The sequence below is a fragment of the Chryseobacterium sp. BGA-UO-ETr-SB22 genome, assembly GCF_059567885.1.
This window is the reverse complement of sequence record NZ_JCAQOV010000005.1, coordinates 1,584,362-1,611,262: the sequence shown is the minus strand read 5'-3', so window position 1 is coordinate 1,611,262 and position 26,901 is coordinate 1,584,362. Positions and strand designations below refer to the sequence as shown.

Here is a 26,901-nt window from a genome sequence, read left to right as displayed (position 1 = left end):
ATTAAAACTTAGATCAAATGAATATACCATTATTTGAATCAAACCTTCCAACTAGGGTGCATCCTGAATTAGATGTGTTGGTACAGCATATGAAAGCCTTTATTAAGACACCAGCTTTCAATGTAATGAATGAAAACACTGCGTTGTATGGTGACTATATCGCAGTGGGAGCCCAATATACAGCCTACATTTTTCCTTTTGGGGGTATAGAAAAACTTAAATCTATTTGTAGGTATTACAGCATGTGGGCTTTAATAGACGACCAATTCTTTGACAATTCCGTAGATCTGGATCACATTGTTAAGACCATTAAAGGGTTTAAAACAGCATTGGATGAGCATCCAGATGTTGATAAGTTATTTTATCCAATTGTGAATTTTTGTTCAGAAAATGACTGGACAAAGGATGCAAAAAATATTTTCAAAATTGAATCGGTTAAATATCTGGATAATGTTCTGATGCAGCGTACTATCGAAGTGCAAAAGTTGGAGCCTTCTCTTGAAGAATATCTTGATTGCAGGGCTTATGATGTTGCAATGCCCATAATGTTTTCTTTATTGTGGTATCTTCATGATGATCTGCCTGCGTCATCATATTATAGTGGTTCATTTGAAAAAGCTTTTAAAATATCAGGTTATACAATAGGCTTACTTCTCGATTTGTACTCGTATAAGGCTAAAAAGAAGGAAATTAAAGATTACGCCCATGCTGTAAAAATTATTCAAAGAATTGAAAATTGTGATGAGCAGATAGCGATCGATAGTATTGTCTCTTTATTCTACCAATACTCAACTGATCTGGAAGAGGAGTTCGACCGATTGGAAATACAGTATCCTGTTGAAGTTTGTTATTTCAGGTATATTCAATCAGGTTCAATCAGATATTGTAATGAAAATAGGAAGATCCGATATTTGAAAGAATCAGAGGCAGATGAAAATTTATCTAAAGGGCGGTCAATACTTTAATTACACACTGAAAAGTTGATATGAATTTCGAGTTTTTAATTGAGAATATATAAATTTTTGATTTGAGATATGTCAAGCAGGATCTGTTTTTTTTGATCTGATAAAAATACTTAAAATAATAGCTTTTCAGAGGTTATTATATTATCTGATGTTCATTCTTCCAAAATTAATAGTTTCTTGGAATGGTAGAAACGAGAAGGTGGCAATTGTAAGACCTCAATAATAATGTGAAAATAAAAGCTTACTGACACTTCGCGTGACTCTCAATGCGACGGTAATACGATATTTACCCTTAAATTAAGAAATAAGGAGGTCTGATTGAAAATTTAGAGAGAATTTTGTGGATTTCAAAAAATATGGAAAGTCTTGACAAAGAGACGTTGTTCAGTATTTTTGAAAAGATAAATTAATATCAGAATATTATACGTGATTTGGTTTATCTTTATTTACTGGATTACGATGGATGAATTGAAGATAATTATCGTTTCTAACCAATAAGTTATTATAGAGTATGTGAAACTCTAAGTTTATGGTCTCCATATTGAAAATATTTTCTATTTTTGGTGAAACTGTAGACCTCTATCTATGAATAAAATAAGTTTTAAATTAATTTGCGCAATCGATTGCATTTTTTCATGTTTTTTACATGCTCAAAGATCTGTAAAAGTTGTTAATTCTTTGGATTTTTCCAGAAATGAAGTAGTGGCAATTCCCAGAACTATGCTGCGGTCATTTTTACATAAAAACAGTGAGGAAGAGCTTAGGATAAAAGATGCAAAAGGAAAATGGCTTCCTATTCAATGGATAGATTATGATGCTGATGGGAAAAATGAAGAATTACTTTTTCTGGTAAATATTGACGCAGAAAAAACAAATATATACACTATTGTTGCGGATAGGAGCGTTCAAATCCCGGAAAGCGGGATTTCTACCTATTCGAGATTAGTCCCAGAAAGAGTAGATGATTATGCCTGGGAAAATGATAAAATTGCTTTCAGAGTCTACGGTCCAAAAGGCCAGCAGGAAGCTTTAAAGGGAATTAAAAGCAGTACGCTTTCAAGTGGTGTTGACATCTGGTTGAAAAGAACAGACCGGCCTGTTATCAATACATGGTACAAAGGTTATCTTACAGATCCTATGTATTATCATAAAGATACAAGAGGGGAAGGCTATGATCCTTACCATGTGGGAAACAGCAGAGGAACAGGCGGGATTGGAATCTGGAAAAATGAAAAACTTCAGGTTTCCCAAAACTTTGTTGCCTCCAGAACAATTGCTGAAGGTCCTTTAAGAACAGTTTTTGAACTGACTTATCAGCCATGGAGTGAATTTGGAGTAAAAGAAACCAAAAGAATTTCACTGGATCTGGCTTCCAACTTTTCAAAGTTTGAATCTGTTTTTGAATCAGAAAAACCTGTTCCGAACTATACTATTGGAATTACGCTGCATAAAAATGAAGGAAAAACCCAACTGAATAATCAAAACGGATATTATCTTCACTGGGAGAAAATAGACGATGCTTTTGTGGGAGAAGGAATTGTTGTGAATCCGCAAATCGTTGAAAAATCAATCGCTTTTACCTCAGATGTTTCTGATGAAAGTCATCTATATGTTATTACAAAGCCTTATAAAACCTTAACATATTATGCTGGGTTTGCCTGGCAGAAAAGCGGTCAGGTTCAAACACAAAAAGACTGGGAGAATATGCTTCAGAAGCAGGCTCAGATCATTGCAAAACCATTGGTGGTGAAAGTAGGAGAGTAATGAAGGGATAATTTTAAATATTAAAAAATGAATCTAAAAATCTACACATTTACATTAGGATTACTGGCGGTAAATTATTCTGCTCAGTTGAAAGATACACTGGCAGAGAAAATGCTGGTCTATCAGCTTCGTAATGGCGGCTGGGGAAAACAGCTGGAAGACAAGTCAGTGGTAAACTATAATCTGCCTGTTGATAAAAATCTTTTGAGAAAGATAAAGTCTACGGGGGATGATCATGCAACTATTGATAATAACGCCACTTCCAGAGAAATCAATGGATTGATTAAAGCGTATTCAACTACAAAAAATCCTGAATATTTAAAAGCTGCAGAAAAGGGAATCAGTTATCTTCTTCTTATGCAGTATGATAACGGAGGTTTTCCACAATATTATCCCAATACAGGACTCTACAGAAAGCAGGTGACTTATAATGATAATGCGATGATCAATGCCCTGACAGTTCTGTATAATGCAGCGGAAGGAAAGAATGGTTTTGATATGGTTTCTTCTTCCCTAAAAGAAAAATCAAAAATTGCAGTTCAGAAAGGCATTGGATGTATTTTAAAAACTCAGGTTCTTCAAAAGGGAAATTCTTCTATTTGGGCTGATCAGTATAATGAAATTACTTTGCAGCCGGATAAAGCAAGAGCTTTTGAGCCTGTTTCATTAGCTACGGGAGAATCGGTAGGAATTATCAGGTTTTTGATGCAGCAGCCAGTGACTCCTGAAATAGAAAAGTCTATAAAAGCAGCAGTAGAGTGGTTTAAGCAGAATAAAATTGAAGGGTACAGTTATAATGTAGCAAAACAGAACGGAAAAGCGGTGAGAATACTGGCAGAAGATAAAAATTCTGTGATCTGGGCGAGATTCTATGATATTCATACCAACAAACCTCTGTTTGGAGACCGGGATGGCAGTGTAAAGTATAATTATAATGAAGTTTCGGAAGAAAGGAGAAATGGATATAGCTGGTTTGGAGACTTTGCCGAAAAACTGCTTGCTAAGGAATATCCGAAATGGCTTGAAAAAAATAAAATAATAGAATAGCAACAGATATTAATAAGAGCGGGCTTTAGTCCGCTTTTTATGTCAAAACCTTAGGCTTTATCTAATCTTTATAGAATACTGAAAGGCCGGAATACAAAAGAGAGCACCTCATTGCTGAGGCACCCTCCTTGTATTACTACTACTGTTATTTATGATTTAAAATGCGTCACAAACATTTCCTCCTAAAGTAGCACCTGCATTAGCTGTAACATCTGCTTTCACATCCGCAACATTTAGTTTTCCTATGTTGTATGGCGGTGTGAATGCTGTTCCGCTTCCGTTAATATTCCCTGTAACATTAATGAAACTACTTCCCGTTTGCGTTACTGCTGTAAAACCGCTCATTAAATTAATAGGCTCTTTTACGTTTTCAAAGACATTTCTTTCTACGAGAATATTGGCCTGTACTCCTGCTGCAATACATTTATTACTTACAGAACTGTTGAAATAACTGTTCAGGATATGGATTTTGCCAAATCTTACTCTAGGCATACGCTCTCTGCATCCCGGAGCCCACCAGCAACGGACAAAGGTTACATTCAGCTTCCCGGCGTCAGCAGTAGCACCATCACTGGATCCGATGAGGTTAGAGAATCTGTGGTCATCCGTTCCGCCTGAACCACCAGGTTTTGGAGCTTTCAGATAATGGAATTTGGTGTAGGAAACTGTAATAAAGTCTGATTTGTTTTTGATATCAAAATTTCCATCCACACCATCTCTGAATTCGCAGTGGTCTATCCATACATTTCGGCAGTCATCAAGAATGGCATTATCCCAGCCGTCAGTATCGTAAGCTCCCGGACCTTCAAAAATAAGGTTTCTGATAATGATGTTGTTACATCTTTTAACATTGATAATTCCTGAGCCGTCTTTCGTCTGGTTTGTAGATACCAATTTAGCTCCGGTTGTTCCGTAAATTGTTTTTCCGGTCTGATCCTGAAGAGATAAACGCGTAGTGATGGTAATGGTTCCGGTTACTTTAATCACTTTTACAGCCGTATTTTCAATAGCAGCCTTTAATTGGGCATACGTGGAAACAGTAGTCTCTGCAGCCGTTCCTCCTCCGGTAGTGCCTCCGTTTTCAGAAGCCCATCCGGGAGCCACACAATTGGCCAGAGGAACAATCTTTTGTGTAAGACTGTTTTTAATATTGATTTCGCTTTCTGCCAGGTCATTATTGATTTCTTCGTGACCACATCCGGTAAGGGCAAAAGCTGAACTTAGAGCTGCTGTAAAGAAGACAGCTTTGAACTTTGTTTTCATAGTTTATATTTTGTGATTTGTTCTGAAGTAAAATTATGAAGTTAATATTTAATTATTTTATATTTTACTATATTAATATTTATATAATTATAATGTTGAATATTTTATTTGGTTAATCGGTTGCATTTTGTTATTTATTTAAATTAGCAAATTGAAATTGATTAAATGTTAAAATAAAGCAGTAATAATTGGAGTATAGAGCTCAAATCTAATGAAGAATAGATTTGCTTTTTTCTGTTGAATATTCGGAAAGGCGCAAAGGTTTAAAAGTACCTGCATATTAAATTTCATTATTATCTTCCTTTTTCCGGCTTCCTAAATAAGAAAATCCTCTCTAAAAGGTGTAAAAGCATCAATCAGTTTTCCTTCCTCAAGGCATTTTACCCCATGGAAAACATTGGGCTGTGCAAAAAAGCCATCACCTTCCTGCAGAATTTTTGTTGCATTGTCTACAGTAACTTCAAACTTCCCTGATGCCACATATGTAATCTGAGAATGATAATGCTGGTGTAATGCTCCGGTTGCTCCTTTCGTAAATTTGACAATCACCATCATTACCTGAGCATTGTAGCCCACAAACTGTCTTGAAACACCGTTTCCCAGATCTTCCCAATCAGAGTTTCCATTAAAGAAAGGTTCTTTTTTAAAATCCATTTTTATCTTTTTTGAATTGAAATTTTGTAAAATCTGCAGAGAACTGTTTGTGTTCCCTCTGTCATTCTCTAGAAATCTAAATTTTTTATTTATTACCCAATAAAAAAATCTTTGCTGTACGAATTCCTTCAGAATGAAAACTGTATGGATAGCCTAAACGAGTAATTTGTATTACTGTATTAATTCAGGAACAAATTAATATCTATATACACTTACATACCTATACATCTTATCATTCCGAAGAAATCTAAACTCTTGTTTTTATCATCATGTATTACTCGATAAAAAAATATTGCTGTCTGATTAGTGCATAATGACAAACCGCGCAGATCGTAAAACTTTTTATTTAATATATTTCTCTAATCCGGTGTTTAGACTTTTCAATGAAGCCGCTGCCAGTTTTGCAACGGATTCAGCTCCTAGCTTTGACAAATGAGTATCATCATCTTTTCCTTCCGGATAATAATTTTCATCCCCTTTTTTATAATGCAGATGCAGCTTTTTTGAATTTTCCGGACCATAAGAAATTTCCAGTTGCTCTGACAATAATTGTAAATCCACAAAAGGAACTTTAAGATCATTGGCAACCATTCTTACTACCAAAGGATATTCTTTATGTGTATCCATCAAAACACCATTCTCATTAAAATTTCTTCTGGCAATAGACGTCATCAGAATTGGAATAGCACCTTTAGATCTTGCTTCGTTCACATATCTTTCAAGGTTGGCTCTGTATTGAGTATATGGATTGGTAAACCGTGTCGAGTCATTGATTTTCTGATCGTTGTGCCCAAACTGGATAACGACAAAATCTCCCTTCTTAAGCTGATTTATTACTTTATTCCATCTTCCTTCCGTTCTGAAGCTTTTTGAACTTCTCCCGTTAGTTGCGTGATTCTGAACGGATATTCCGGAGGTCAACAGAGAGGGAAACATCTGTCCCCAGCCATGTTCCGGGTTTTTATCCGGATTTTCTTTATTGGCCATCGTTGAATCACCAATCAGAAACAGGGTAGGTTGTTGTGCCCATGTCATGATTGAGAGGAAGAAAAGAAGTAGGGTAAGCTTTTTATACATAGTTGTTTTTTATAAATTTTTTTATCTTGTTACAATTGATTCTACATCATCAGATAAGTAAGCTGGAAAAACGCAAAGGAGCTAATGGAGTTAAAAGACAGTGTTTTAAGGTGCAATGATTTTATTTTCGATAAAATTTTCAATCATAAAAACTATTGGAAATTTCTGATTTTCTTGGATTGTAAACAGTATATTTTTTTTTTAATCTTTGCCCCTTTGCGTCTGTTCAACAATTCAATAATTAGGGTTCCAGCCATCAAATATTTTTTCCAGGGTGTAATTTTTCAGATCTTTTTTGGTAAGTTGATGAGACCAGTTGATGCGTTTTGAAGTGTTTCCGCCTTTTCCTTTACTTCCGGATTCTGCATAGTAGGCAGTTTTTTCTTTATCAGGGAACATTTTATCGCCTTTCCATGGGTTCCAGCCCTCGGGAAGAATATGTTTTCCCATTTCCGTATTGATAAAAATTGTTTTGGCGTAAGGTCTCCAAGGTCTTCCCAGATACACTTTGGAAATGCCATCTTTTGCAATCAGTTGACAGTCAAAAAATATAAAACCATATTTCCTGTCAATTTCGGTGGCGGCTGCAGTGATATAAGAATCAGCGAGACTTTTAATCGTACAGTTTTTAAATACGGCAGTAGCCTGTCCGAAAATAAAATCTGTAGTTCCTTCTATATAACAGTTATCAAAATATTGCCTGCTGTGATTGGTCGCAGAATATAAAGTATCCTGACATCCCAAAATAGCAGCGTTTACCATGATAAAACGATCACCTTCTACATGAAGCGCAACAGCCTGCCCTTCGTTGCATGAGCTGTTTTGAATGGTGAGATTAGTAATTTTAACATCATCCGACATTACCAATACCGTATATGAATTGAACGTCGTCATCTTTTCATTGAACGCATCTGGCTTTCCAGAGAAGTCGTTATGGGTAATGATCGTATTTTCTTTGTTTTCACCTTCCAGAGTGATTTTATGTTTCGAAGAGGGAATCTCTATCTTTTCATGATAGGTCCCCGGTTTTATTTTGATTAATGCCTCAGCAGGTCCCAGATCTCTTATAGAATTGATGGCTTTTTGAATGGAGGTAAAATCTCCGCTTCCTTTCTGATCAACTGTAATCGTAATGTATGGTTCGCCTGCCCATAGCAGTTGAGCTGCTGTTATGAATAGAATTAAAAGTGATTTTTTCATACCATTTATTTGATCCGTTTGAGATTAAAAGCTATTTTAAAACCTTATTTAAAAAATCTACAGTATACTTCAGAGTTTCTGTAAACCACGGTTCTGCCGACCAGAATGAATGCGGAGAATCTTTGAATTCATAAAATTCAGTAGGGATGTCATAAGACTGCAGTTTCTTCATCATATCATCTCTTCCTGCATGGAATCTGGACTGCGAACTGTTGATGAAAAGAGTAGGCGGTGTATGTTGATTTACATATTCCAACGGTGAGGCTTCCGTCCAGTTTTTGAGATTGATATCCCTGTCACCACCAAGCCAGTAAGAGGCATACGTACTTTCTTCAGCTTCAGGATGGATAAACGAAACAATTCCGTCAATATTGATGATCGCCTTTATTTTGTTTTTGGCTTTTACGCCTACCAGGGTTGCCATCTGTGCACCGGCAGACTCACCTAAAACCGCCATTTTATTTTGATCTAAAGCGTATCGTCTGTGATTTTTTCTGCCCCATTGAATAGCCGTTTCAATATCTTCAATACCTGCAGGATATTTGGCAATATCAGCAAGGCGATAACCAACAGCAATGACCACAAAACCTTTTGATGCCAGCTCCATTGCCATGTATTTTTCATTTTCCTTACTTCCGGAAATCCAGCCTCCACCATGTACCATAGCAATTCCTGCATGTTTTTTTGACGAATCAGCAGGGTAGTAAACATCTGCTTTTAAAGAAATTCCATGAGCAGTGCCATATTCAACATCTTTATCAATTCTGATATTTTGGGGTATCGGACGGTCAATAGGAGTAATAAAGCTGTGTTTCTTTTTAAGCTTTTCAAAAGTCCCTTCATTGGTGTAAGGAGAAGCATTCGGTCTCGTCTGCCCGAATGCCATCGTCCCTACGAATAAAATAGAAATATAAGTATGTCTTTTGTTAAAAATCATGAGCCGGATTCTTACAAATTATATTATTTTACTGCATTCTTAGGTACTTCTGTTCCTATAGAAAGCAAATTTTTGTCGGATCGTATTTCTTTTGGCAAAACAACAGCTCCCGTTTTGTTTCCTAAAATTTTGATATAAGGTTTGATTGGGGATTCAAATTTTACATCAGCAAGGTTAATATTTTTGCTGTTGTAAACTGTTGCTCCCGTACCTTCAGAGTATTTCAACGTTACATTTTTTAATTGAATTCCGTCTGCATCAACAATAGTCAGTGCTTTTTTGGTATCAAATTTTGAATCTTCAATCACAATATTTTTAAGGTTCATTTCTGCCAGACCAAATAGAGTGATGGCTTCATAAGAATTAATGGCATTGATGTTTTTAAAGAAGATATTTCTGAAAACCGGAGTTTCATCTGTTACAGGATACACTTTTTCGGGGGTCTTGTTTCCTTCCTGTTTCTGTCCGTCTTCTAAAACAGGGGAAGAACCTTCATAAAACATATTGAAACCAATTGTTTGGGTAGGAATATTAATCATATCAATATTTTTAATATAAATATTTTCTACAATTCCGCCTCTTCCACGCGTTGTTTTAAAACGAAGCCCGATGTCTGTTCCGATGAAAGTACAATCAGATACATGAATGTTTCTTGCTCCGCCGGACATTTCACTTCCCACGACAAATCCTCCATGACCATGATACACTACATTGTTTTTGATGATTACATTTTCTGTAGGCATTCCTCTTTTTCTGCCATCCTCATTTTTTCCGGATTTAATACAGATAGCATCATCACCTACATCAAATGTATTGTCATAGATCAGAACATTTTTGCATGATTCCAGATCTACACCATCGCCATTTTGTGAAAACCATGGATTTCTTACGGTAAGATTTCTTAGGATAAGGTTTGAGCACATCAGTGGATGAAGGTTCCACGCCGGGGAATTCTGGAAAGTAGGACCATCTAACAATACTTTGTCACAACCCACCAGACTTACCATCACCGGACGCAGAAAATCTTTTACGGAAGTCAGTTCGTCTTTGGATATTTTATCAGGAACATTAAAGCTTGAGCTACTTTCAAATCCTTTTTTATAGCTTTCCGAAGGGTACCATGTTTTGCCGTCGGATGATAGAATTCCACCCGATTTTATGATTTCTTTCCATTCAGATTCTGCAACTTTACTTTTTTTGATAGCCCTCCAGGCGTCACCGCTTCCATCAATGACTCCTTTTCCTGTAATGGCAATATTCGTAGCATTTTTTGCGAAGATAGGAGACTGGCAACGGATGGTATTTAATCCTTCAAAACTTACATCTACCAAAGGATAATCATTTTTATCTTTACTGAAAATAATAAATGCGCCTTCTTCTACATGAAGATTGATATTGCTTTTCAATTCAATAGGACCTGTTAACCACATTCCTCGTGGTACTACCAGCTTTCCTCCTCCTTTTTTACTAAGGTCTTCAATGGCTTTTTTGAAAGCTGCTGTATTTTTTACATTTCCACCTGAAATTCCGCCAAATTGTGTGATGGAAACTGTTCGGGCAGGAAAAGTGGTTTCTGCAACCTGAGGCATTGTAAACTCAATGTTTTTGTAAATATCCAGATTCTGAGCAAAAACTTGCCCCGAAAACATTATTGCTGTGGCTAAACCGATCATTGTAAGTGACTTCTTCATGTTATTTTTTTTGAGTTTTAATTATTTTTTTTAATTCCTGATACACCAAAGAGGCGACTGTTTTTGCTCCCTCAGGCTGAAAATGAGTATTATCTTTCTGTCCTTTTGGGTAGGCTTCATACAAGTTCTCAGGAAGGTTCATAAAATAATGAATGGTTGTAAAATCCTGCCCTTTTTTCGTAAAGTATTCCATCGATAATCTATTAAGATCGATATAGGGAACATTCATTTCCTTTGCAATATCAATAGGGGCCTGCCAGTAATCTCCATGTACATTTTCCAGTTTTCCGTCTTTCCATGGATAATTTCTGGCAACTGGAGTTACAATAATGGGATTTCCTCCTTTCTGTCTCGTCTGAGAAACGAATAAACGTAAAAATTCTTTATATCCCTGAATATTCACATAGCGTTCAGGATGCTTTTCTGAGCTGTCATTATGCCCGAACTGCATGATCACATAATCACCAGCCTGAAGGTGTTCATAGACATACCGCCATCTTCCTTCCTGGAAAAATGTTCGTGTGCTTCTTCCACCATGAGCCCTGTCAATAACCGCTACAGAATCTGTTGTGATCCCAGGTTTCAGAGATTGTATACTGTCTTTTACAAAAAAAGGCTGAAAAACCTGTCCCCAGCCTGTGATGGGATACCGGACTTTCATATAGTCTTTTCCAGGATCATACTCTCCTGTATAATCAGCCATTGTGGAATCTCCGATGAGGTAAATATGGGTTACTTTTCTATCCGTTTTTATTGCTGCTTTTTGTGCTTTATCCTGTGACTGGCATGCTGACAGAAATAAGATACTTAATAAAAACAAAATGGGTTTATATATTCTTTTATTCATGACTTTTTTGTTGGGTAATCGCAAAGGCGCGAGGTTTTTATTCTCTGATTTAAAGCGCAGAAATATCTTAAAACAGTGCTTTTTGCTATCGTTAGCCTCTTAGCATTTACCAATATTATTTTACTTTTTAGTAATTCTGAACCAATCAAAATCAGCATATCCTCCTCTTGGTGCTTTTGGCGTACTGATACTATAAAGCCCTACTTTTGCTCCAATCCATTTTCCCGGTTTTGCCTGGAAAACGTCACCCGCTTTGATGAAATTTTTACCGTTTTCGCTGTAACTGAACTGGCACAATCCATTGGGTTCGGTTACATTCACTTTTAAATAAGCCTCATTGCTTTTTAATTGAGTTTCCCAGAGTATTTTCTCCTCACCGCCTTTGTCTGCTTTTTCAGCTTTCCTTAGTTGTAGGTAATAGCCGTCAGGTTTGTTGGTGATGACCAGTGATGCATGATCTAGTCCCATAATCAGTAATCCTGCAGTCTTTCCATCCTTAGCTTCTTCGGGAACTAATTTTACCTTTGTTGTGGCAGTAAAATTAGGAGCTGGGAATTTTTGGGTTAACAGATTCGGAACATTCCACAGGTTTTTTTCACCTTCAGGAACTTTTATTGAGAATAACCTTAAAAATTGCTGTCCGGGAAGTTTGGAAGACCATACAATATTTTCATTCGCGCTCCATTGCCATTGTAAACCTAATTTCTTCCCATCAAATTCATCGGTCTCAGCAGGGGTAACAACAGGATATAATTGCCCAACATCAGGTTTTTTATAACTTACAACAGGCTCTCCGATTCCGTTTTTATTATAGTCTGTTCCCATTACGGGCCAGTCTTTTTCCCATTTCATTGGCTGTAGGTGAACAATTCTTCCGCCCGCATCCACATCCTGAAAGTGATAGAACCAGTTTTCTCCAGAAGGGGTATCTACCCATGCTCCCTGATGAGGTCCGTTGATGGTTGTTGAGCCCTGCTCCAGAACAATTTTTTCTTCGTAAGGGCCATATATATTTTTTGATCTCAGCGCAAGCTGCCAACCTGTTGCAACACCACCTGCGGGGGCAAAAATATAATAATAGCCGTTTCTTTTATACATTTTAGGCCCTTCAACGGTAGGATGAGCATCATGACCATCAAAAACGTGAATTCCTTTATCGAGTACTTTTGTTCCTTCCGGATTCATTTTATTGAGGGTTAACATACTTTTGACTCCGGCACGGCTTCCGGCCCAGCCATGAATAAGATAGGCATTTCCGTTTTCATCCCAGAAAGGGCAGGAATCAATCAAACCTTTTCCTTCCATCACCAAAACCGGTTTTTCCCAAATTCCCAGAGGATCTTTAGTTTTTACCATATAAATTCCGAAATCCGGATCTCCCCAGTAAATATAAAATTCTCCTTTATGAAATCTGAGGCTGGGTGCCCAAACGCCATCACCTCTTTTGGGTGTTGAAAAGTGTTCGGATGGCAAGATATCCTGGATTGCATAATTAACCAGTTTCCAGTTGATCATATCTTTGGAGTGAAGAAGAGGCAATCCGGGAGCTTCGTTAAAACTGGAGGCCGTCATATAATAATCATTCTCCACCCGGATAATGTCCGGATCTGAATAATCTGCATATAAAATAGGATTTCTGTAGTTTTTCCCCTGATCAGCAGTCCATACTTCGGAAACATAGTTTTTTTCCTGTGCCTGAAGATAGGTAGAAGCTGCCGAAAAGGCTGTAAGGGTAATGATATTTAAAACACTTTTTGTCTTCATATAATCAATTATACATTATCTGGCTAAGAGTTTCTCAATCCTTTTTTATTTTTCAAATTCTAAACTGGCAAGAATAAACGGACCTGTTCCTTTTGGGTCATTGGAACGGACTTCTTCATTTACATAATATTCATAAGAACCGCTTCTGTAAGGTGTTCCGCCCAAACCTGCCACAGCACAGCATTTATTTAAGCTGACAACACCGTTTTCATCTACTGTAATCAGGTTTTTGATAATGCCATCGTATCCTTTTTTGGCGTATGCTTTATATGATTTGGGTAAATATCCTTTGTTGACAGATTTTATCATGGTGTACACAAACATCGATGAACCCGTTGCTTCCAAATAGTTTCCTTTTTCTCCTCCTTTATCCAATACCTGATACCAAAGTCCTGTCCTGGAATCCTGAACTTTGATAACAGCATCACAGTAACATTTCAGGTAGGTAAGTAATTTTGCTCTTCCCGGATGGTTTTGAGGCAGATAATCCAGTACATCTACGATAGCCATTCCGTACCAGCCCATTGCTCTTGACCAGAAATTTGGTGAAAGTCCGGTTTCTTTATTGGCCCATTGCTGTTCTCTGCTTTCGTCCCAGGCATGATAGAGCAATCCCGTTTTTTTATCTAAAAGGTGCTTCTGAATCAGTTCAAACTGATTGATGATATCGCTGTAAGCTTTTTCAGCTTCTTCTCCTTTTGAAAAATCATGGGTATAATGGGCATAAAATGGCTCACCCATGTATAATCCGTCCAGCCACATCTGGTTAGGATAAATTTTCTTGTGCCAGAAACCGCCTTCTGAAGTTCTTGGCTGGCCATCAACCTGAGAGCGCAGAGTTTGCAGAGCTTTTAAGTATTTGTCTTTTTTCTCCTGCTTATAGAGGTAAAGAAGTACATTTCCACAATTCAGCATATCAATATTGTATTTGGAAAGATCATAAGAAACAACACTTCCGTCTTCTTTCACCATAGTATCACCAAAGGTTGTGATGTATCTGTAATATTCTTTGTTTCCCGTTTTTTCAAACAACCTTTCAGCACCTTCCAGAACGATGGCTGTGGGATAGCTCCATTTGGGCGCTTTGTTATAATCCAGCATCCATGCCTGAGGAAAGCGTTGTATTTCAGAAAGAAGCATTCTTTCCGACCATGGAAGTTTGGCTGAAATTTTTCCGTTTACTTTTGATTGTATTTCGGATGAAGAATTTTGCAGTGGCTGTTGTGCACAGGAAAAAAAGAGTCCTGAACATACTGTTGCCAATGCATAAATTGTAATAGAATTATTAATAAAGTTCATGATTTTAAACTTTAAAGTTGTTGAGTTTTATCCAGAATATCCAGTTTTTTATTCAGGTCCTGGTAGAAAGAGTCTTCGGTAGTTAAGCCGTTGGGTTCCTGTGACCAGGCTCCTAAAAAGTAATAAGATACATTTTTGGTCTTTTTGAAAATGATCGTATGGGTAGATTTTGTCTTTACATATTGATCTAGACTTTCAATAGGATAGAAGACTGCCATTCCCAGATTGTCTTCTTTTTTGGCTAAAGTTTGCGGTCCATAAGTCGCAATATAGCCCCATTTTTTATTTTTACTGATTCCCTGTTTCAAAGGAATGTCTTTAAAAGCAACAATTCCCGTACATAAACCTGAAAGGCTATTGTTTAGGGTAAGGTCCACTTTTACGAAACGATCTTTGGGTAAAATAGTCAGTTTTGACTGCAGATCTACCGGATTACCCCAGGTTTTCCATCCCTTGTAATTGATAATGGCATAAGACTGGTCTTTTTCATTGACCACTTTTGCGGTAGTCTTTTTTACGATTTTAAAAGTTTCAACATAATCATTCTGTTCATCATATCTTCCGTAAGACCCGATTCCGATGGTACGGCCGGACTTCAGGATATCCTGTCCCCACGGAGCATCATGATGATAAGATTCAAAACCATCCTGACCGACTTCCGGTAATACCAGAGTGTTTACTTTTTTACCAAAAATATCTGTAGCATTTCTCCAGTCCAGATAGAGCCTGTAGCCAATCTGATTGTTTTCCAGACCAATTCCTTCATATCTGATATATGAGGAGTGATCCGTATGGGTTTCCGGCAGGGTAAGTTCCTGAACATTTTTAAAAGTTCCGCCGATGTATTGATTGCCTTCCCATTGGCCGCCTTCTTTTACAGAAAGTTCAGCGTAGGAAAATGGTGCTTTAGGATTTTTCTTACTGTTTTCAATCACAGAAGTCTGTGCTGAAAGAGTTGAACTGATAAAAGCTCCCGCAATACATATTGTAAATAAGCTGAATTTCATACTTTTTCTTATTAGTTTACCGATTTGTAACAAAGAGTTTTCATGGTTATTAACGTTGTTCATCGGTTATTTTACTGACGATATCGTTGAAATAAACCTCAATATTGTCATAATTTTTATCCAGATCTCTGCCATAGGCATTGGCGGATTTCGGGTCTAAATGATGTTTAATTTCCCACTCATCAGGAATTCCATCATTATCTGAATCTGGGAGTGGTTTTTCCTGTCTCAAATTTGGAAATCCACCAACATCCTCCTGAGAGTCGATGATTCCATTTGTGCTTCCTTTTGATCCTCTATAAGTAAAGTTTCCGGTTTTGATATCTTTTATAATATGTAGATCAACAGCGTCACGTACCAGGCTTGCTCCTCCATATTGTAAAGTTTTTTCATAGGCTTCCTGGGCGGTATGGGTGATGGTATTATTTTTAATATCGTGAGGCTGATTAATCCTGATGGAATTTTTATCTTTTTCCGTTAGATTGTACGAGGATTTCATCTGATTAAAAACACCTTCTTTCCAATTGTCTTTGGTAGTTTCAGGATTTCCCTCCATGACATTTCCATGGATATAGTATTTTCCCCAGGTATTGTAGACTTCCGTTTTCGGATTTTCATTTTTATCTATGGCAACAATCCGTTGTCTGGTTATGGTTGCAGGTCCGGGTTTGTAATAATTATTGATGATGTTGACGTTCATTCCTTCACCGCCGTATATGCTGTTGTGTCCCCAGTTATACATCACATTATTTCTGAAATCAGTAAGGTCGGTGAGGGCAAATTTACTTCCTGCATATTCTCCCAATCGTGGATTCCTACTATCGTGATGAGCATATATATTGTGATGAAATGATGCCAGTTTACCTCCGGCAATTCCTCCGTAACCATGGGCTCCTTTCTGATGTAAGCTGTTTCTGAGGCTTTCCGCAATAATACACCACTGCAAGGTTGTATTTTCGTTGGCGTAGATGGAAACAGTTTCGTCTGTGGACCAGCTCATAGAGCAATGATCTACTATCAGATTTTTGATGAATCTTGCACCCAAAGCATCACCTTCAAATTTTTTCTGATCTCCCATTCTGAATCTCAGATAGCGGATAATAACGTTGTCAGCCGCTATAAATGTTTCGTAATTGGCAACGGTAATGCCGTCTCCGGGAGCGGTTTGTCCGGCAATGGTGACGTTACCTTCTTTTATTTTTAAAGGAGATTCAAGATAGATGGTTCCGCTGGTTTTAAAAACAATATATCTCGGCCCTTTCTGGTTCAGGGCATATCTTAATGTTCCTTCAGAATGATCGTCTTTCAGGTTGGTTACGAAATATACTTTTCCGCCACGACCGCCCGTTGTGAATCTTCCAAAACCTTCAGCACCCGGAAAGCTCAATACTTCCTGCGCATTGATCAACGTGGAAATACTGCATAAAATTCCGGTAGCGAACATTCTGATGAAACTCTTTGTCATGATTGAAAAATTCTCTTTGAAGGGTTGAATTATTTTAAACTCTTTTTTGCATTCCAGCTATCCATGCCTTTCAGGATATTTCCTGCCGTATATTTTTTTCTTTCATGTTGGGTTAACTGATGTGACCATGAAACTCTCTGCATGGGATTTGCTCCTGTACCTTTTGAGTGGCTTTCTGCGTAAAATGTTGTCTTTTCAGCATCAGGTTTACTCCAGTTGTGCCATCCTTCAGGCTTTATTGTTGAATTGAGTTCACAGTCAATATAAACTGTTTTAGCAAATGGCCTCCAAGGTCTTCCCAGATACACCGAATGTTCCTTTGCATTGCCGATAATTTTAGAATTGATAAACACAAAACCAAACTCATTTTCCAGTGGAGTAGAAGCTGCTGTAATATAGCTTGCCGTTTCTTTGGAATAAATGATACAGTTTTCAAAAACAGCGGTTCCTGCCCCGAAAATATAATCTGTGGTTCCTTCTATATAACAGTTTTTAAAATAATTTCTTGATGGTTTTGTCTTATCCTGAAGATCCTGAACTCCTTTCAGATATAAAGTATCTTGATTTCCTAAAAAACTGCAGTTTTCAAAAGTGATCCTATCACCTGAAATCAATACTGCAACGGCCTGTCCGACTTTCCCTGAACTGTTTTCAAATGAAATATTTTTAGCACTAAAATCATTGGAGTAAATAAATAGAGTAGACGAGCCTGTAGTTCCGATTTCTTTTCCGTCTGCATTTTTTTTAGAAGCAAAATCATCGTAAGTAATGATTGTTTTTTCAGAATTTTCACCTTCCAGAAAAAGGGGGGCTTTCGATTCAGGAATCACAATTTTTTCTTTATAAATTCCAGCTTTAATAACAATTTTTGTCCTCAGATAAGAATTGTTTTCAACTGCATCTATCGCTTGCTGAACGGTTGTAAAGTCACCTTTCCCGTCTTTCGAAACCAGGAGGGTTTTCTCCCTGGTCCGGAAAGAAAGAAGGCTGAATACAGCAATCAAAAAAGCAGAAAACAGCGTACAGTTTTTAAAAATAATGGAATGTCTCATAAAGCAATTTTGGTTTAAAATACAGGCTGTGTTCTTAAAGTAGATCAGCCTGTATTTTTGATATGAATGTAAACTTAAACTGTCTAGTATCCGTAATCCTGGGTAAGATTATAATTTGAATTGATTACGTCCAGGGCTATAGGAAGAAGTTCCTTTTTATTAGGCTGGAAATAATAAGCATAGCTTTTCACAGGATCTCCGTTGATGTAAGGCTGTGTCATGGCAAGTCTCCAGTTGATTTTTGTATATCCTGAAGGCGTGGCAACACTTTGGTTAGGATTGTAGAAAACATCGGCTTTGTTGATTCCGCTGACATAAATATCCATGTCCAGTACATTTTGCTGTGCTGTTTTTGTAGGAACATAATTGACAACGGTTGATGCCGGTTTTTTATAAAAAATATATTCAGGAACGTTGGCATAAGCTCCGGTACCGTTCATGAAATCTGTTAATTTTTGTCTGGTTTCATTGATTTTTGTTTCCAGAAGGTTCCAACGGATCAGATCATATTTTCTTAATCCCTCGCCTCCGAATTCCAGCAGTCTTTCCTGTACAATATACTGGAAAAACTGATTTTTGGAAGTTGGGATTGTTCCCACCTGGCCTGGATTTCCGGCATAAGCTCTTTGTCTGACAGCCATTACGGCATCAATAGCTTCCTGAGAAGGCGCACTGTGAAGTTGGTTATCTGCCTCTGCAAACATTAATAAAATATCTGCGTATCTCAAAAGCGGCCAGTCAATTCCTAAATTCTGGGAAGTTCCTGTAATGCTTGTCCAGGATTTTCTGAATTTTCCATCGTTCCAGTTGATAGAGGTTTGAAGATCTTCCTGTTTACTTGTACTTACTCTAAAAATAGCAATATTAACATCTCTTCTCAAATCATTTTTACCAAATTCATAGAAATAAGTAGGAATAGCACTGATTCCTCCTGCTGATTTCCAGTCTGAGTCATCATGTCTTAACCCATTATAATATCCGATTTTAGAATCTGTTCGTGAATTTCCTCCAAACGCTCCGACAGCGAAAATAATTTCATTCGTTGTATCCGGACTGTTGGTATGCAGTGATCTGAAAAGACCTTCATAGCTTGGATTTAGCTTATGCTGCCCGGAATTGATGATTTCTTTACACTCATCATATGCGATCTGGTAATATTTCTGAGGATTGGAGCCTTGTGCCATTAATTGGGGACTTCTTCTCAGAGAATATCCTGCTCTTGCCAGGGCTATTCTCGCTCTTAATCCTTTTACTGCAGCTTTTGAAAGTCTTTGTGCTGTAGTTCCTCCTTCAGATTTCCATGGAACTAAGGTTGAAGCTTTAGCAAGATCTTCCAGTATCTGATCATAAATGATGTCACGGTCTGTTTTAGGTAAATATACCGAAGGAAGATCAACTGATGGTTTGTCCTGAAATGGAACATCTCCCCAGTTTTTAATAAGATCATAGTAGAACATTGCTCTTAATGTCAAAGCTTCCCCGAGATAACGGTCCATCAGCTTTTTATCAGCTGCGGATCCGGTTTGATACACCGGAGAAAGTGGAATATTTTTAATAACAAGATTGGCTCTTTCGATACCTGTGTAAGTATCCAGGAAAGGTGTTAATAATTCTGTATTGGTAGGAACTGCTCCAAAACAGCTGACTCCTCTTCTGTCATTGGCATTGTAATCTCCTGACGTTCTGAAGTCGTCTCCTGACTGAGAGAGAATAAGGTTCATTCTCTGTCCATAGGTATTGTCACCCATAGCACTGTTATAAACTCCCACAAGAGCAGCAAAAGTATCCGGCGCTGAGTCAAACTGCTGCTTTTCTGCGGTGTTGGAAAGGTTTTCTACCTCTAAATATTCGCTGCATGAATTCAGGGTCACCACAAAGGTAAGAGATAAAAAAAGGCTTGAAAATTTATTTTTGTTCATAGCGTTCGTTTTAGAAAGTGATATCTACTCCTGATAAGATAAATCTGCTTCTTGGATAAGCTGAATAATCAACTCCCGGAGTTAATGGATTTCTTCTTGTATTGGCTTCCGGATCAAATCCTGAATAGCCTGTAATTGTAAATAAATTATTCACGGTAGCATACAGTCTCAGGTTTTTCACTCCAATAGCTTCCAGAGATCCTTTTGGCAGACTATATCCTATGGTAAGGTTATTCAGTCTTAAGAAAGAACCGTCTTCAATGGCATACGAATGCAGGAAGTAAGCCCCTGCAGGCGGAGTCCACATAGTTGTATTGGCGTTAAGGGCAGCAAGAGCCGTTGGGTCTGTTACCTTATTTCCTGCGTTGTCAAACCATCTCCATCGGTCTGCTACTTCTGCCAGCATATTATTATCCTTGTACAGATATTGGGTTGTATATTCTACTTTGTTGGCATTATACACTTTGTTTCCAATGGAAAAATTGAAAAGAAGGCTCATATCCCAGTTCTTATATCGGAAGGTCTGGGTAAAACCACCGTAGAATTTAGGCTGTGCGCTTCCAAGATCAGTCATATCTTTACTGTCAATGACACCGTCGCCATTAAGATCCTGAAGTTTAAGATCTCCCGGCTGTATAGCTTTGGCACCGTTGGCTACTGCAGCAGAATTTGGAATTCCTGTTTTTAGCGTATAAATCTGAGTGGCTGAGTCATAATTAAAATCGCTCACTTCATACCTTCCTGCCGTTACATATCCCCAATAAGTTCCTACCGGTTTGCCTACCTGTACCAGGAAATCAAACAGATTATTCTGCCATCCGGAAGGGTAGTAGTAAGAATTGGAACTTGCGGAGGCATTATTTCCTAAGCTTTTGATCGTATTTCTGTTGGATGAGATATTGGCATCAATCTTCCATGAAAAATTTTCTTTACTGATGATGGTACTTCCCATTGATAATTCGATCCCTTTATTTTCACTGCTTCCTGAATTTTGATATTGAAATTCATATCCTGAGGTCTGTGGTATTTTAGCCAGTAATAAAAGGTCCTTCGTATGAGTCTTATAGACATCAAGGGTACCATAAAGTCTTCCCTTGAATAAACCAAAGTCTATCCCCGCATTATAAGAGGTTGCAGTTTCCCATTTCACGTTAGGATTTGCCATGATATTTCCTGTTGTAGCACCAGGTGTAACACTGGTTCCAAAAGCATATCCATAATCTGAAGAAGAGGTGAAGAAGGTATCATATAAAAAGGCTCCGATTCTGTTATTTCCCGATTTTCCGTATCCTAAACGAAGCTTCAGTTCATTGACAAAATTGCTCTGTTTTAAGAAATTTTCTTCTTTGATCTTCCATGCTAAAGATGCCGCTGGGAAATATCCCCACTGGTTAGGGCCTGGTTTGAAAATACTTGAGCCGTCAGCTCTCACGGATACCGTTGCGATATATTTATTATTATAGATGTAATTTACTCTTCCAAAGAAAGAAGCCAGGCGGTCTACTTCTCTTGCGGTTTTAGGAGCATCCTGAATCATTCCTGACGGAGGAGAAGCCAGCTGTGAATTGGCAAATGCTTCCTGTGCTGAAGAAGATTTCGGGAACCATTTGATATTAATAGACGTCGATTCTCCGTCTGTTCTTACCGTTTCCTGACCTGCTAGCAAATCCAGCTTATGATTTCCAAAGGTTCTTCTATAATTCAGGGTATTGGTATTGGTAATTCTTCTGGTTTGGGCGTTGCTTAAAAATACTATAGGCTGATCATTATTCTGTCTTGCAAGGTTGGTTACCGGACCGGAGAACTGGTTGACAATCTGATCTCTCTGTACATATCCGATTACAGTTCGGAAAGTGAAGTCTTTACTGATTTTATAATCAAGCGTTGCATTAAGCAATAAATCGTTTCTTCCGCTTTCTTTTACTTCATCATTGGCCAATAGAATTGGATTGACAAGATTGGTCTGATCTGCGAATAACGGATCAAATTCATCAACATCTACCGTAGAACCTCCTTCAAAAGGCTGATATCTTATAGCATTTCTCAATCTGTTGGTCGTTTGCGAACCGGAAGCAGAAGTTCCTGCACCATAAATCATTTGGCGGCTGTAACGGGCATTAAGACCAATGGTCAGTTTTTTTGAAATATCATAATCATATCTGAAGTTGGCCATATTTCTTTTAAATCCGGAACCAATCATAATCCCGTCCTCTTCTACATTATTCAGAGTTAAAGAGAATGCTGAATTTTCATTTCCTCCGGATAGAGATACATTATGGGTAAAATTGAAGGCTTCTCTTCCGAAAAGTTTATCCTGCCAGTTTACATTCTTGACAGATTTATATTTATCCAGCTGATCAAATGTTCCGTAGCGGGTATTAAAGGTTTCAATATCTTTTAGGTCTCCATTCTTATAATATTGTTCGTACTGATAAAGTACATACTGATAAGGATCCAGAACATTAAGCTTATTCTGAATACTTCTTACTCCTACAAAACCATTATAATTGATTGTTGTTTTCCCCTTTTTACGGCCTCCTTTTGTCGTGATCAGAACGACACCGTTGGCTCCTCTTGAACCGAATATAGAGGTTGATGAAGCATCTTTTAAGACCTCAATTGATTCTATTTCCTTTGGCGATAAGATCGTCAGGGCATTATCCATCTGCACACCATCTACAATATAGAGCGGGGCATTACTTTGAGTGATGGAGTTTCCGCCGCGGATGACAATATCCACATCAGCTCCGGGAGATCCCTCACTCAGGGAAACCTGCACTCCGGCCAGTCTTCCCTGGATAGCTTCAGCAGCATTGGTAGACGGCATATCTTTAAGCGCTTCGCCTTTCACCGAAGAAACAGCGTTGGTAACATCTTTTTTAGAAACCTTTGTATATCCCACTAAAACCACATCATCCAGTTTGGTTTCTTTATCTTTTTTTGTTTCTTTTTCTTGAGCCATTGCAAGGACAGGAAGCAGAAAAACAGTTAAATATAACCACTTTATTGATTGTACTCTTTTATCCATTTTGTATCCTTATAGTTTTAATTCTTGGTTGAAAGTTTTTTCAATCGTTCTTGTTTAGGACTGTTAAGTATTATTCTGCGGACTTTAGTGGTCATGAAGCTTTTTAATATCTTTTACGCTTTTGTGCAATCGATTGCGTAATTTTTTATAAAACATTATTCTGGCTTCTAAACTAATATTATTTTTCAATATGCAAATAAAAAAATGTTATTTTTTTATTAATTTGATGGTTTAAATAAAAATATTGTATCCAACTAGAGCGGTTTTTTATTGTGTAACATATTGTAAATAAGGTTAATATTGGTTTGCTATGAATGTTGTGTAATTAGGTGAAAATTTTTCATTTTTTTAATGCTTAATATTTAGAAAACTTAAAAATAACTTAAAATTCATATGTTTTTTGTATCCTAAAAATCCCTGAATTATTATCTTGGAATAAAATTTTGTAATATTTTCTGATTTTTATCATCTTTTTTCGCGGGATTTTGTATCAGTATTTTATTGTTTTTAATAATATATCGTAATGTATGTGGTATATTTTATAAAAGCGTTTAATTTTTATCAATTTCACACCTTGTAAATGTCGCTTTATTTTGGCATGATTTTATATTTTTGAAGGTTCCGGGTTCTGTTTTTGGTTAATTTTTTTTGAATAAAAAGTTTTTATTTCAATAAAAATAAGTATAATTTTTAATTTTATCTATCTGAAAATCAACTGTTTTTAAATTTAAATTAATTTTTTGTTAACTAATTGAAGAATAATTCTATATTTATCCCACAAGTATTTCTGCCAATTTTAGTGTAATTTAATGCAATCGATTACATTTAATTTAACTGGTTTGAGAAAACCGCAAAAAAAGAAAAGTAAAATAGGAGTATGATACAGTCAGAATTTCGTTACGCCCATCATCCGGAAGATGTTAAAAATTATACCACAGAAGATCTTAGGAGGGAGTTTCTGATCAATGATTTATTCAATGAGGATAAGATAAAATTAGTCTATTCAATGTATGACAGACTTATTGTAGGAGGGATAATGCCTTCGTCCAAAGCTTTGAAGCTGGAACCTACGGATGATCTGAAAGCTGAAAATTTTCTTGACAGAAGAGAGCTGGGAATCATCAACGTAGGTGGTGCCGGAAAAGTAACGGTAGATGGAACGGTATATAACCTTGGGAATAAAGAAGCTTTATATGTGGGAAAAGGAGCTAAAGAAGTCTTTTTTGAAAAAGATGGTAAAGAGCAAACCTATTTTTACATCAATTCAGCGCCGGCACATCATTCATATCCCACCAAGAAAATCACGAAAAAGGAAGCGGAAATTGTGGAATTGGGTGAAGAAAAGTACGCCAACAAACGTACGATCAATAAACTGATTGTGAATTCTGTAGTTGAAACATGCCAGCTTCAGATGGGAATGACGGAACTGCACCCCGGAAGTGTATGGAATACAATGCCTGCCCATACCCATGCCAGAAGAATGGAAGCATATTTTTATTTTGATCTGGAAGAAGGGCAGACGGTAAGTCATTTTATGGGACAGCCTCATGAAACCCGTCATTTGTTTATGATCAACAGACAGGCTGTACTGTCTCCGGAATGGTCTATTCATTCAGGAGTAGGAACGGCTCATTATACTTTTATCTGGGGTATGGCCGGAGAAAATATGGACTACGGTGATATGGACGGTATCAAAACAAACGAACTAAAGTAATTTTTCCAATGAATTTATTTGATTTATCCGGCAAAGTAGCTGTCGTAACAGGTGGTACTCACGGATTAGGAATGGCAATGGCAGAAGGCCTTGCTGCTGCTGGTGCTGAACTGGCAATTACCAGTACAACGCCATCAAAATTAGAGGAAGCTTTGAATTATTACCACGAAAAAGGGTATAAAGCAACCGGCTATATTTTTGATGTAACTGATGAACTGGAAGCAGCTCAGAAAGTAGCTTTAATGGAAGCTACCCATGGAAAAATAGACATCCTTGTCAACAATGCGGGAATCATCAAGCGTATCCCGGCTATTGATATGGAAGTGGACGACTTTAGAAAAGTAATCGATGTGGATCTTACCGGACCTTTTATCATGTCGAAATTAATCGGGAAATATATGATTAAAAGAAAATCCGGGAAAATTATCAATATCTGCTCGATGATGAGTGAGCTGGGACGTGATAATGTAGTGGCATATGCTTCTGCAAAAGGAGGTCTTAAAATGCTTACTAAAAATCTGGCAACAGAATGGGCAAAACATAATATCCAGGTGAACGGAATCGGGCCCGGATATTTTGCAACCTCCCAGACAGAACCCATCCGTGTGGATGGAAATCCTTTCAATGATTTTATCATCAGCAGAACTCCGGAAGGAAGATGGGGAAATCCGGAAGATCTTGCAGGAACAGCTATTTTCCTGGCTTCTGATGCAAGCAGATTCATCAACGGACAGATTATTTACGTTGACGGAGGAATTCTCGCCACCATAGGAAAACCTGCTAATGAATAACTACAGATTAGACTAGAATGAAACCTTTTATAACAGATCAATTTTTATTACAAAATAAATACGCTGAAGAACTTTACTTCAGATTTGCAGAAAAACAACCTATCATTGATTATCATAATCATCTGATCCCCAAAGATATTGCAGAAGACACTGTTTTTGAAAATATCTCTAAAGTATGGATTGCCGGTGATCATTACAAATGGAGAGCCATGCGTACCATGGGAGTGAATGAAAAATTCATCACCGGAGATTCTACTGACAAAGAGAAATTTGAAGCATGGGCAAAAACGGTTCCTTATACATTGAGAAATCCATTATATCACTGGACTCATCTGGAATTAAAGAGATATTTCGGAATTGATGAATTATTAAGTGAAGATAACGCATCGGAGATCTATGAGAATATTACTGCTCAGCTTCAGACACCGCAAAAATCAACCAGAGGTTTGTTAAAAATGATGAATGTAGAATCTTTATGTACCACAGAAGATCCAACAGATATTTTAAATTACCATCAGGACCTTGCGAAAAGCGATTTCAGTATCAAAGTAAGCACGGCATTCCGTCCGGATAAAGCAATTTTGATTGAAAATCACAATTTTGCAGATTATATGGTAAAGCTGGGAGCATCGGCAGGTATTGAGATTAATTCCTACCAGACTTTATGTGATGCTTTGCTTAAAAGAATTGAATATTTTCATGAAAATGGCTGCAGATTGTGTGACCACGGCTTAAACAATATTTCTTTTGAAGAAACTTCAGAAGCGGAAGTGAATGCTATTTTTAATGATAAACTGGCAGGAAAAGTGATTGCCGAAAAGCAGGTTAATCAATTTAAAACAGCAATTTTATTATTCCTTGGTGAGGCATATCATAAATACGGATGGGTACAGCAGTTCCACCTGGGAGCTTTGAGAAATAACAATGAAAGAATGCATAGAATTCTTGGACCGGATACAGGTTGGGATTCCATCGGAGATTTTGTTCAGGCAGAAACGTTATCTAAATTCTTAAATACTTTAGATGGAAAGGATCAGCTGACAAAAACCATTTTATATAATCTGAATCCTGCTGATAATGAAATTTTCGCTACGATGATCGGAAATTTCAATGATGGAAGCATCAAAGGAAAAGTACAGTTCGGTTCCGGATGGTGGTTTCTGGATCAAAAAGACGGGATGATCAAACAGATGAATGCCCTTTCCAATATGGGATTAATCAGCTGCTTCGTAGGAATGCTGACAGACTCCAGGAGTTTTCTTTCTTATCCAAGACATGAGTATTTCAGAAGGGTATTGTGTAATCTTTTCGGAGAAGAGATGAAGAATGGCGAACTGCCGGATGATATTGAACTGATTGGGAATACGATTTCAGATATCTGTTATCACAACGCGAAAAACTATTTTGATTTTTAATT

The 26,901-nt window shown here is 37.4% G+C and carries 20 protein-coding genes; 6 read left to right on the top strand and 14 right to left on the bottom strand.

Annotated elements, in window-relative coordinates:
* Nucleotides 1-17 precede the first annotated feature (17 nt).
* From AC57AW_RS14610 to pelA, 3 genes are all read left to right on the top strand, one after another.
* Nucleotides 18-965, top strand: a complete 948-nt coding sequence (locus AC57AW_RS14610; protein ID WP_496352483.1) for a terpene synthase family protein — start codon at nt 18-20, stop codon at nt 963-965.
* A 678-nt stretch (nt 966-1,643) separates the two neighbouring features.
* Entirely contained in the window at nt 1,644-2,729 is a 1,086-nt protein-coding gene (locus tag AC57AW_RS14605; RefSeq protein WP_496352482.1) for a BT3233 family polysaccharide utilization protein, read from the top strand.
* Between the two features lie 27 nt (nt 2,730-2,756).
* Nucleotides 2,757-3,776 (top strand): pectate lyase, encoded by a 1,020-nt coding sequence (gene pelA, locus AC57AW_RS14600; RefSeq protein ID WP_496352481.1) that lies wholly within the window; start codon nt 2,757-2,759, stop codon nt 3,774-3,776.
* Nucleotides 3,777-3,932: 156 nt separating this feature from the next.
* On the opposite strand, the gene AC57AW_RS14595 is transcribed toward pelA, so the two are convergent.
* The 14 genes from AC57AW_RS14595 to AC57AW_RS14530 all read right to left on the bottom strand — a co-directional run bounded on the left by AC57AW_RS14595 (nt 3,933) and on the right by AC57AW_RS14530 (nt 22,979).
* Entirely contained in the window at nt 3,933-5,039 is a 1,107-nt protein-coding gene (locus AC57AW_RS14595) for a pectate lyase family protein (protein ID WP_318845673.1), read from the bottom strand.
* Nucleotides 5,040-5,354: 315 nt separating this feature from the next.
* Nucleotides 5,355-5,693 carry a cupin domain-containing protein gene (locus AC57AW_RS14590; protein ID WP_496352480.1) on the bottom strand — a complete coding sequence of 113 codons (339 nt, stop codon included), beginning with the start codon at nt 5,691-5,693 and terminating at the stop codon, nt 5,355-5,357.
* A gap of 342 nt (nt 5,694-6,035) precedes the next feature.
* Nucleotides 6,036-6,770 (bottom strand): rhamnogalacturonan acetylesterase, encoded by a 735-nt coding sequence (locus tag AC57AW_RS14585; protein ID WP_496352479.1) that lies wholly within the window; start codon nt 6,768-6,770, stop codon nt 6,036-6,038.
* A 234-nt stretch (nt 6,771-7,004) separates the two neighbouring features.
* Nucleotides 7,005-7,970, bottom strand: a complete 966-nt coding sequence (locus AC57AW_RS14580) for a pectinesterase family protein (RefSeq protein ID WP_496352478.1) — start codon at nt 7,968-7,970, stop codon at nt 7,005-7,007.
* A 31-nt stretch (nt 7,971-8,001) separates the two neighbouring features.
* On the bottom strand, nt 8,002-8,907 hold the full coding sequence (locus AC57AW_RS14575; protein ID WP_496352477.1) for an alpha/beta hydrolase: 906 nt from the start codon (nt 8,905-8,907) through the stop codon (nt 8,002-8,004).
* Nucleotides 8,908-8,930: 23 nt separating this feature from the next.
* Nucleotides 8,931-10,598, bottom strand: coding sequence for a glycoside hydrolase family 28 protein (locus tag AC57AW_RS14570; protein ID WP_496352476.1), 1,668 nt, complete (start codon nt 10,596-10,598; stop codon nt 8,931-8,933).
* Nucleotide 10,599: 1 nt separating this feature from the next.
* Entirely contained in the window at nt 10,600-11,445 is an 846-nt protein-coding gene (locus tag AC57AW_RS14565) for a rhamnogalacturonan acetylesterase (RefSeq protein WP_496352475.1), read from the bottom strand.
* 120 nt (nt 11,446-11,565) lie between these two features.
* Complete coding sequence (locus AC57AW_RS14560; protein ID WP_496352474.1) at nt 11,566-13,209, bottom strand: glycoside hydrolase family 43 protein; 1,644 nt, start codon at nt 13,207-13,209, stop codon at nt 11,566-11,568.
* A 45-nt stretch (nt 13,210-13,254) separates the two neighbouring features.
* Complete coding sequence (locus AC57AW_RS14555) at nt 13,255-14,508, bottom strand: glycoside hydrolase family 88/105 protein (protein ID WP_496352473.1); 1,254 nt, start codon at nt 14,506-14,508, stop codon at nt 13,255-13,257.
* Nucleotides 14,509-14,519: 11 nt separating this feature from the next.
* Nucleotides 14,520-15,515, bottom strand: coding sequence for a DUF4861 family protein (locus tag AC57AW_RS14550; RefSeq protein WP_496352472.1), 996 nt, complete (start codon nt 15,513-15,515; stop codon nt 14,520-14,522).
* Nucleotides 15,516-15,564: 49 nt separating this feature from the next.
* Nucleotides 15,565-16,980: a pectate lyase gene (locus AC57AW_RS14545; RefSeq protein WP_496352471.1), complete on the bottom strand. Its 1,416-nt coding sequence runs from the start codon at nt 16,978-16,980 to the stop codon at nt 15,565-15,567.
* A gap of 29 nt (nt 16,981-17,009) precedes the next feature.
* A complete protein-coding gene (locus AC57AW_RS14540) occupies nt 17,010-18,032 on the bottom strand; it encodes a pectinesterase family protein (RefSeq protein WP_496352470.1) in 1,023 nt (340 codons plus the stop codon).
* A gap of 83 nt (nt 18,033-18,115) precedes the next feature.
* Entirely contained in the window at nt 18,116-19,951 is a 1,836-nt protein-coding gene (locus AC57AW_RS14535) for a RagB/SusD family nutrient uptake outer membrane protein (protein ID WP_496352469.1), read from the bottom strand.
* Nucleotides 19,952-19,961: 10 nt separating this feature from the next.
* A complete protein-coding gene (locus AC57AW_RS14530; protein WP_496352468.1) occupies nt 19,962-22,979 on the bottom strand; it encodes a SusC/RagA family TonB-linked outer membrane protein in 3,018 nt (1,005 codons plus the stop codon).
* 877 nt (nt 22,980-23,856) lie between these two features.
* On the opposite strand from AC57AW_RS14530, the gene kduI reads away from it, so the two are divergent.
* The 3 genes from kduI to uxaC are packed head-to-tail and all read left to right on the top strand — an operon-like array spanning nt 23,857 to nt 26,899.
* Nucleotides 23,857-24,693 (top strand): 5-dehydro-4-deoxy-D-glucuronate isomerase, encoded by an 837-nt coding sequence (gene kduI, locus AC57AW_RS14525; protein WP_496352467.1) that lies wholly within the window; start codon nt 23,857-23,859, stop codon nt 24,691-24,693.
* Nucleotides 24,694-24,701: 8 nt separating this feature from the next.
* Nucleotides 24,702-25,484 (top strand): gluconate 5-dehydrogenase, encoded by a 783-nt coding sequence (locus tag AC57AW_RS14520; RefSeq protein ID WP_034694252.1) that lies wholly within the window; start codon nt 24,702-24,704, stop codon nt 25,482-25,484.
* 17 nt (nt 25,485-25,501) lie between these two features.
* Nucleotides 25,502-26,899 carry a glucuronate isomerase gene (uxaC, locus tag AC57AW_RS14515; RefSeq protein WP_496352466.1) on the top strand — a complete coding sequence of 466 codons (1,398 nt, stop codon included), beginning with the start codon at nt 25,502-25,504 and terminating at the stop codon, nt 26,897-26,899.
* The last annotated feature ends 2 nt before the right edge of the window (nt 26,900-26,901 follow it).

Excerpts from the sequence above, each read along its gene's own strand:
- AC57AW_RS14610 (WP_496352483.1), top strand. The coding sequence starts at position 18 with ATGAATATACCATTATTTGAATCAAACCTTCCAACTAGGGTGCATCCT.
- pelA (WP_496352481.1), top strand. The coding sequence starts at position 2,757 with ATGAATCTAAAAATCTACACATTTACATTAGGATTACTGGCGGTAAAT.
- AC57AW_RS14595 (WP_318845673.1), bottom strand. The coding sequence starts at position 5,039 with ATGAAAACAAAGTTCAAAGCTGTCTTCTTTACAGCAGCTCTAAGTTCA.
- AC57AW_RS14590 (WP_496352480.1), bottom strand. The coding sequence starts at position 5,693 with ATGGATTTTAAAAAAGAACCTTTCTTTAATGGAAACTCTGATTGGGAA.
- AC57AW_RS14585 (WP_496352479.1), bottom strand. The coding sequence starts at position 6,770 with ATGTATAAAAAGCTTACCCTACTTCTTTTCTTCCTCTCAATCATGACA.
- AC57AW_RS14580 (WP_496352478.1), bottom strand. The coding sequence starts at position 7,970 with ATGAAAAAATCACTTTTAATTCTATTCATAACAGCAGCTCAACTGCTA.
- AC57AW_RS14575 (WP_496352477.1), bottom strand. The coding sequence starts at position 8,907 with ATGATTTTTAACAAAAGACATACTTATATTTCTATTTTATTCGTAGGG.
- AC57AW_RS14570 (WP_496352476.1), bottom strand. The coding sequence starts at position 10,598 with ATGAAGAAGTCACTTACAATGATCGGTTTAGCCACAGCAATAATGTTT.
- AC57AW_RS14565 (WP_496352475.1), bottom strand. The coding sequence starts at position 11,445 with ATGAATAAAAGAATATATAAACCCATTTTGTTTTTATTAAGTATCTTA.
- AC57AW_RS14560 (WP_496352474.1), bottom strand. The coding sequence starts at position 13,209 with ATGAAGACAAAAAGTGTTTTAAATATCATTACCCTTACAGCCTTTTCG.
- AC57AW_RS14555 (WP_496352473.1), bottom strand. The coding sequence starts at position 14,508 with ATGAACTTTATTAATAATTCTATTACAATTTATGCATTGGCAACAGTA.
- AC57AW_RS14550 (WP_496352472.1), bottom strand. The coding sequence starts at position 15,515 with ATGAAATTCAGCTTATTTACAATATGTATTGCGGGAGCTTTTATCAGT.
- AC57AW_RS14545 (WP_496352471.1), bottom strand. The coding sequence starts at position 16,980 with ATGACAAAGAGTTTCATCAGAATGTTCGCTACCGGAATTTTATGCAGT.
- AC57AW_RS14540 (WP_496352470.1), bottom strand. The coding sequence starts at position 18,032 with ATGAGACATTCCATTATTTTTAAAAACTGTACGCTGTTTTCTGCTTTT.
- AC57AW_RS14535 (WP_496352469.1), bottom strand. The coding sequence starts at position 19,951 with ATGAACAAAAATAAATTTTCAAGCCTTTTTTTATCTCTTACCTTTGTG.
- AC57AW_RS14530 (WP_496352468.1), bottom strand. The coding sequence starts at position 22,979 with ATGGATAAAAGAGTACAATCAATAAAGTGGTTATATTTAACTGTTTTT.
- kduI (WP_496352467.1), top strand. The coding sequence starts at position 23,857 with ATGATACAGTCAGAATTTCGTTACGCCCATCATCCGGAAGATGTTAAA.
- AC57AW_RS14520 (WP_034694252.1), top strand. The coding sequence starts at position 24,702 with ATGAATTTATTTGATTTATCCGGCAAAGTAGCTGTCGTAACAGGTGGT.
- uxaC (WP_496352466.1), top strand. The coding sequence starts at position 25,502 with ATGAAACCTTTTATAACAGATCAATTTTTATTACAAAATAAATACGCT.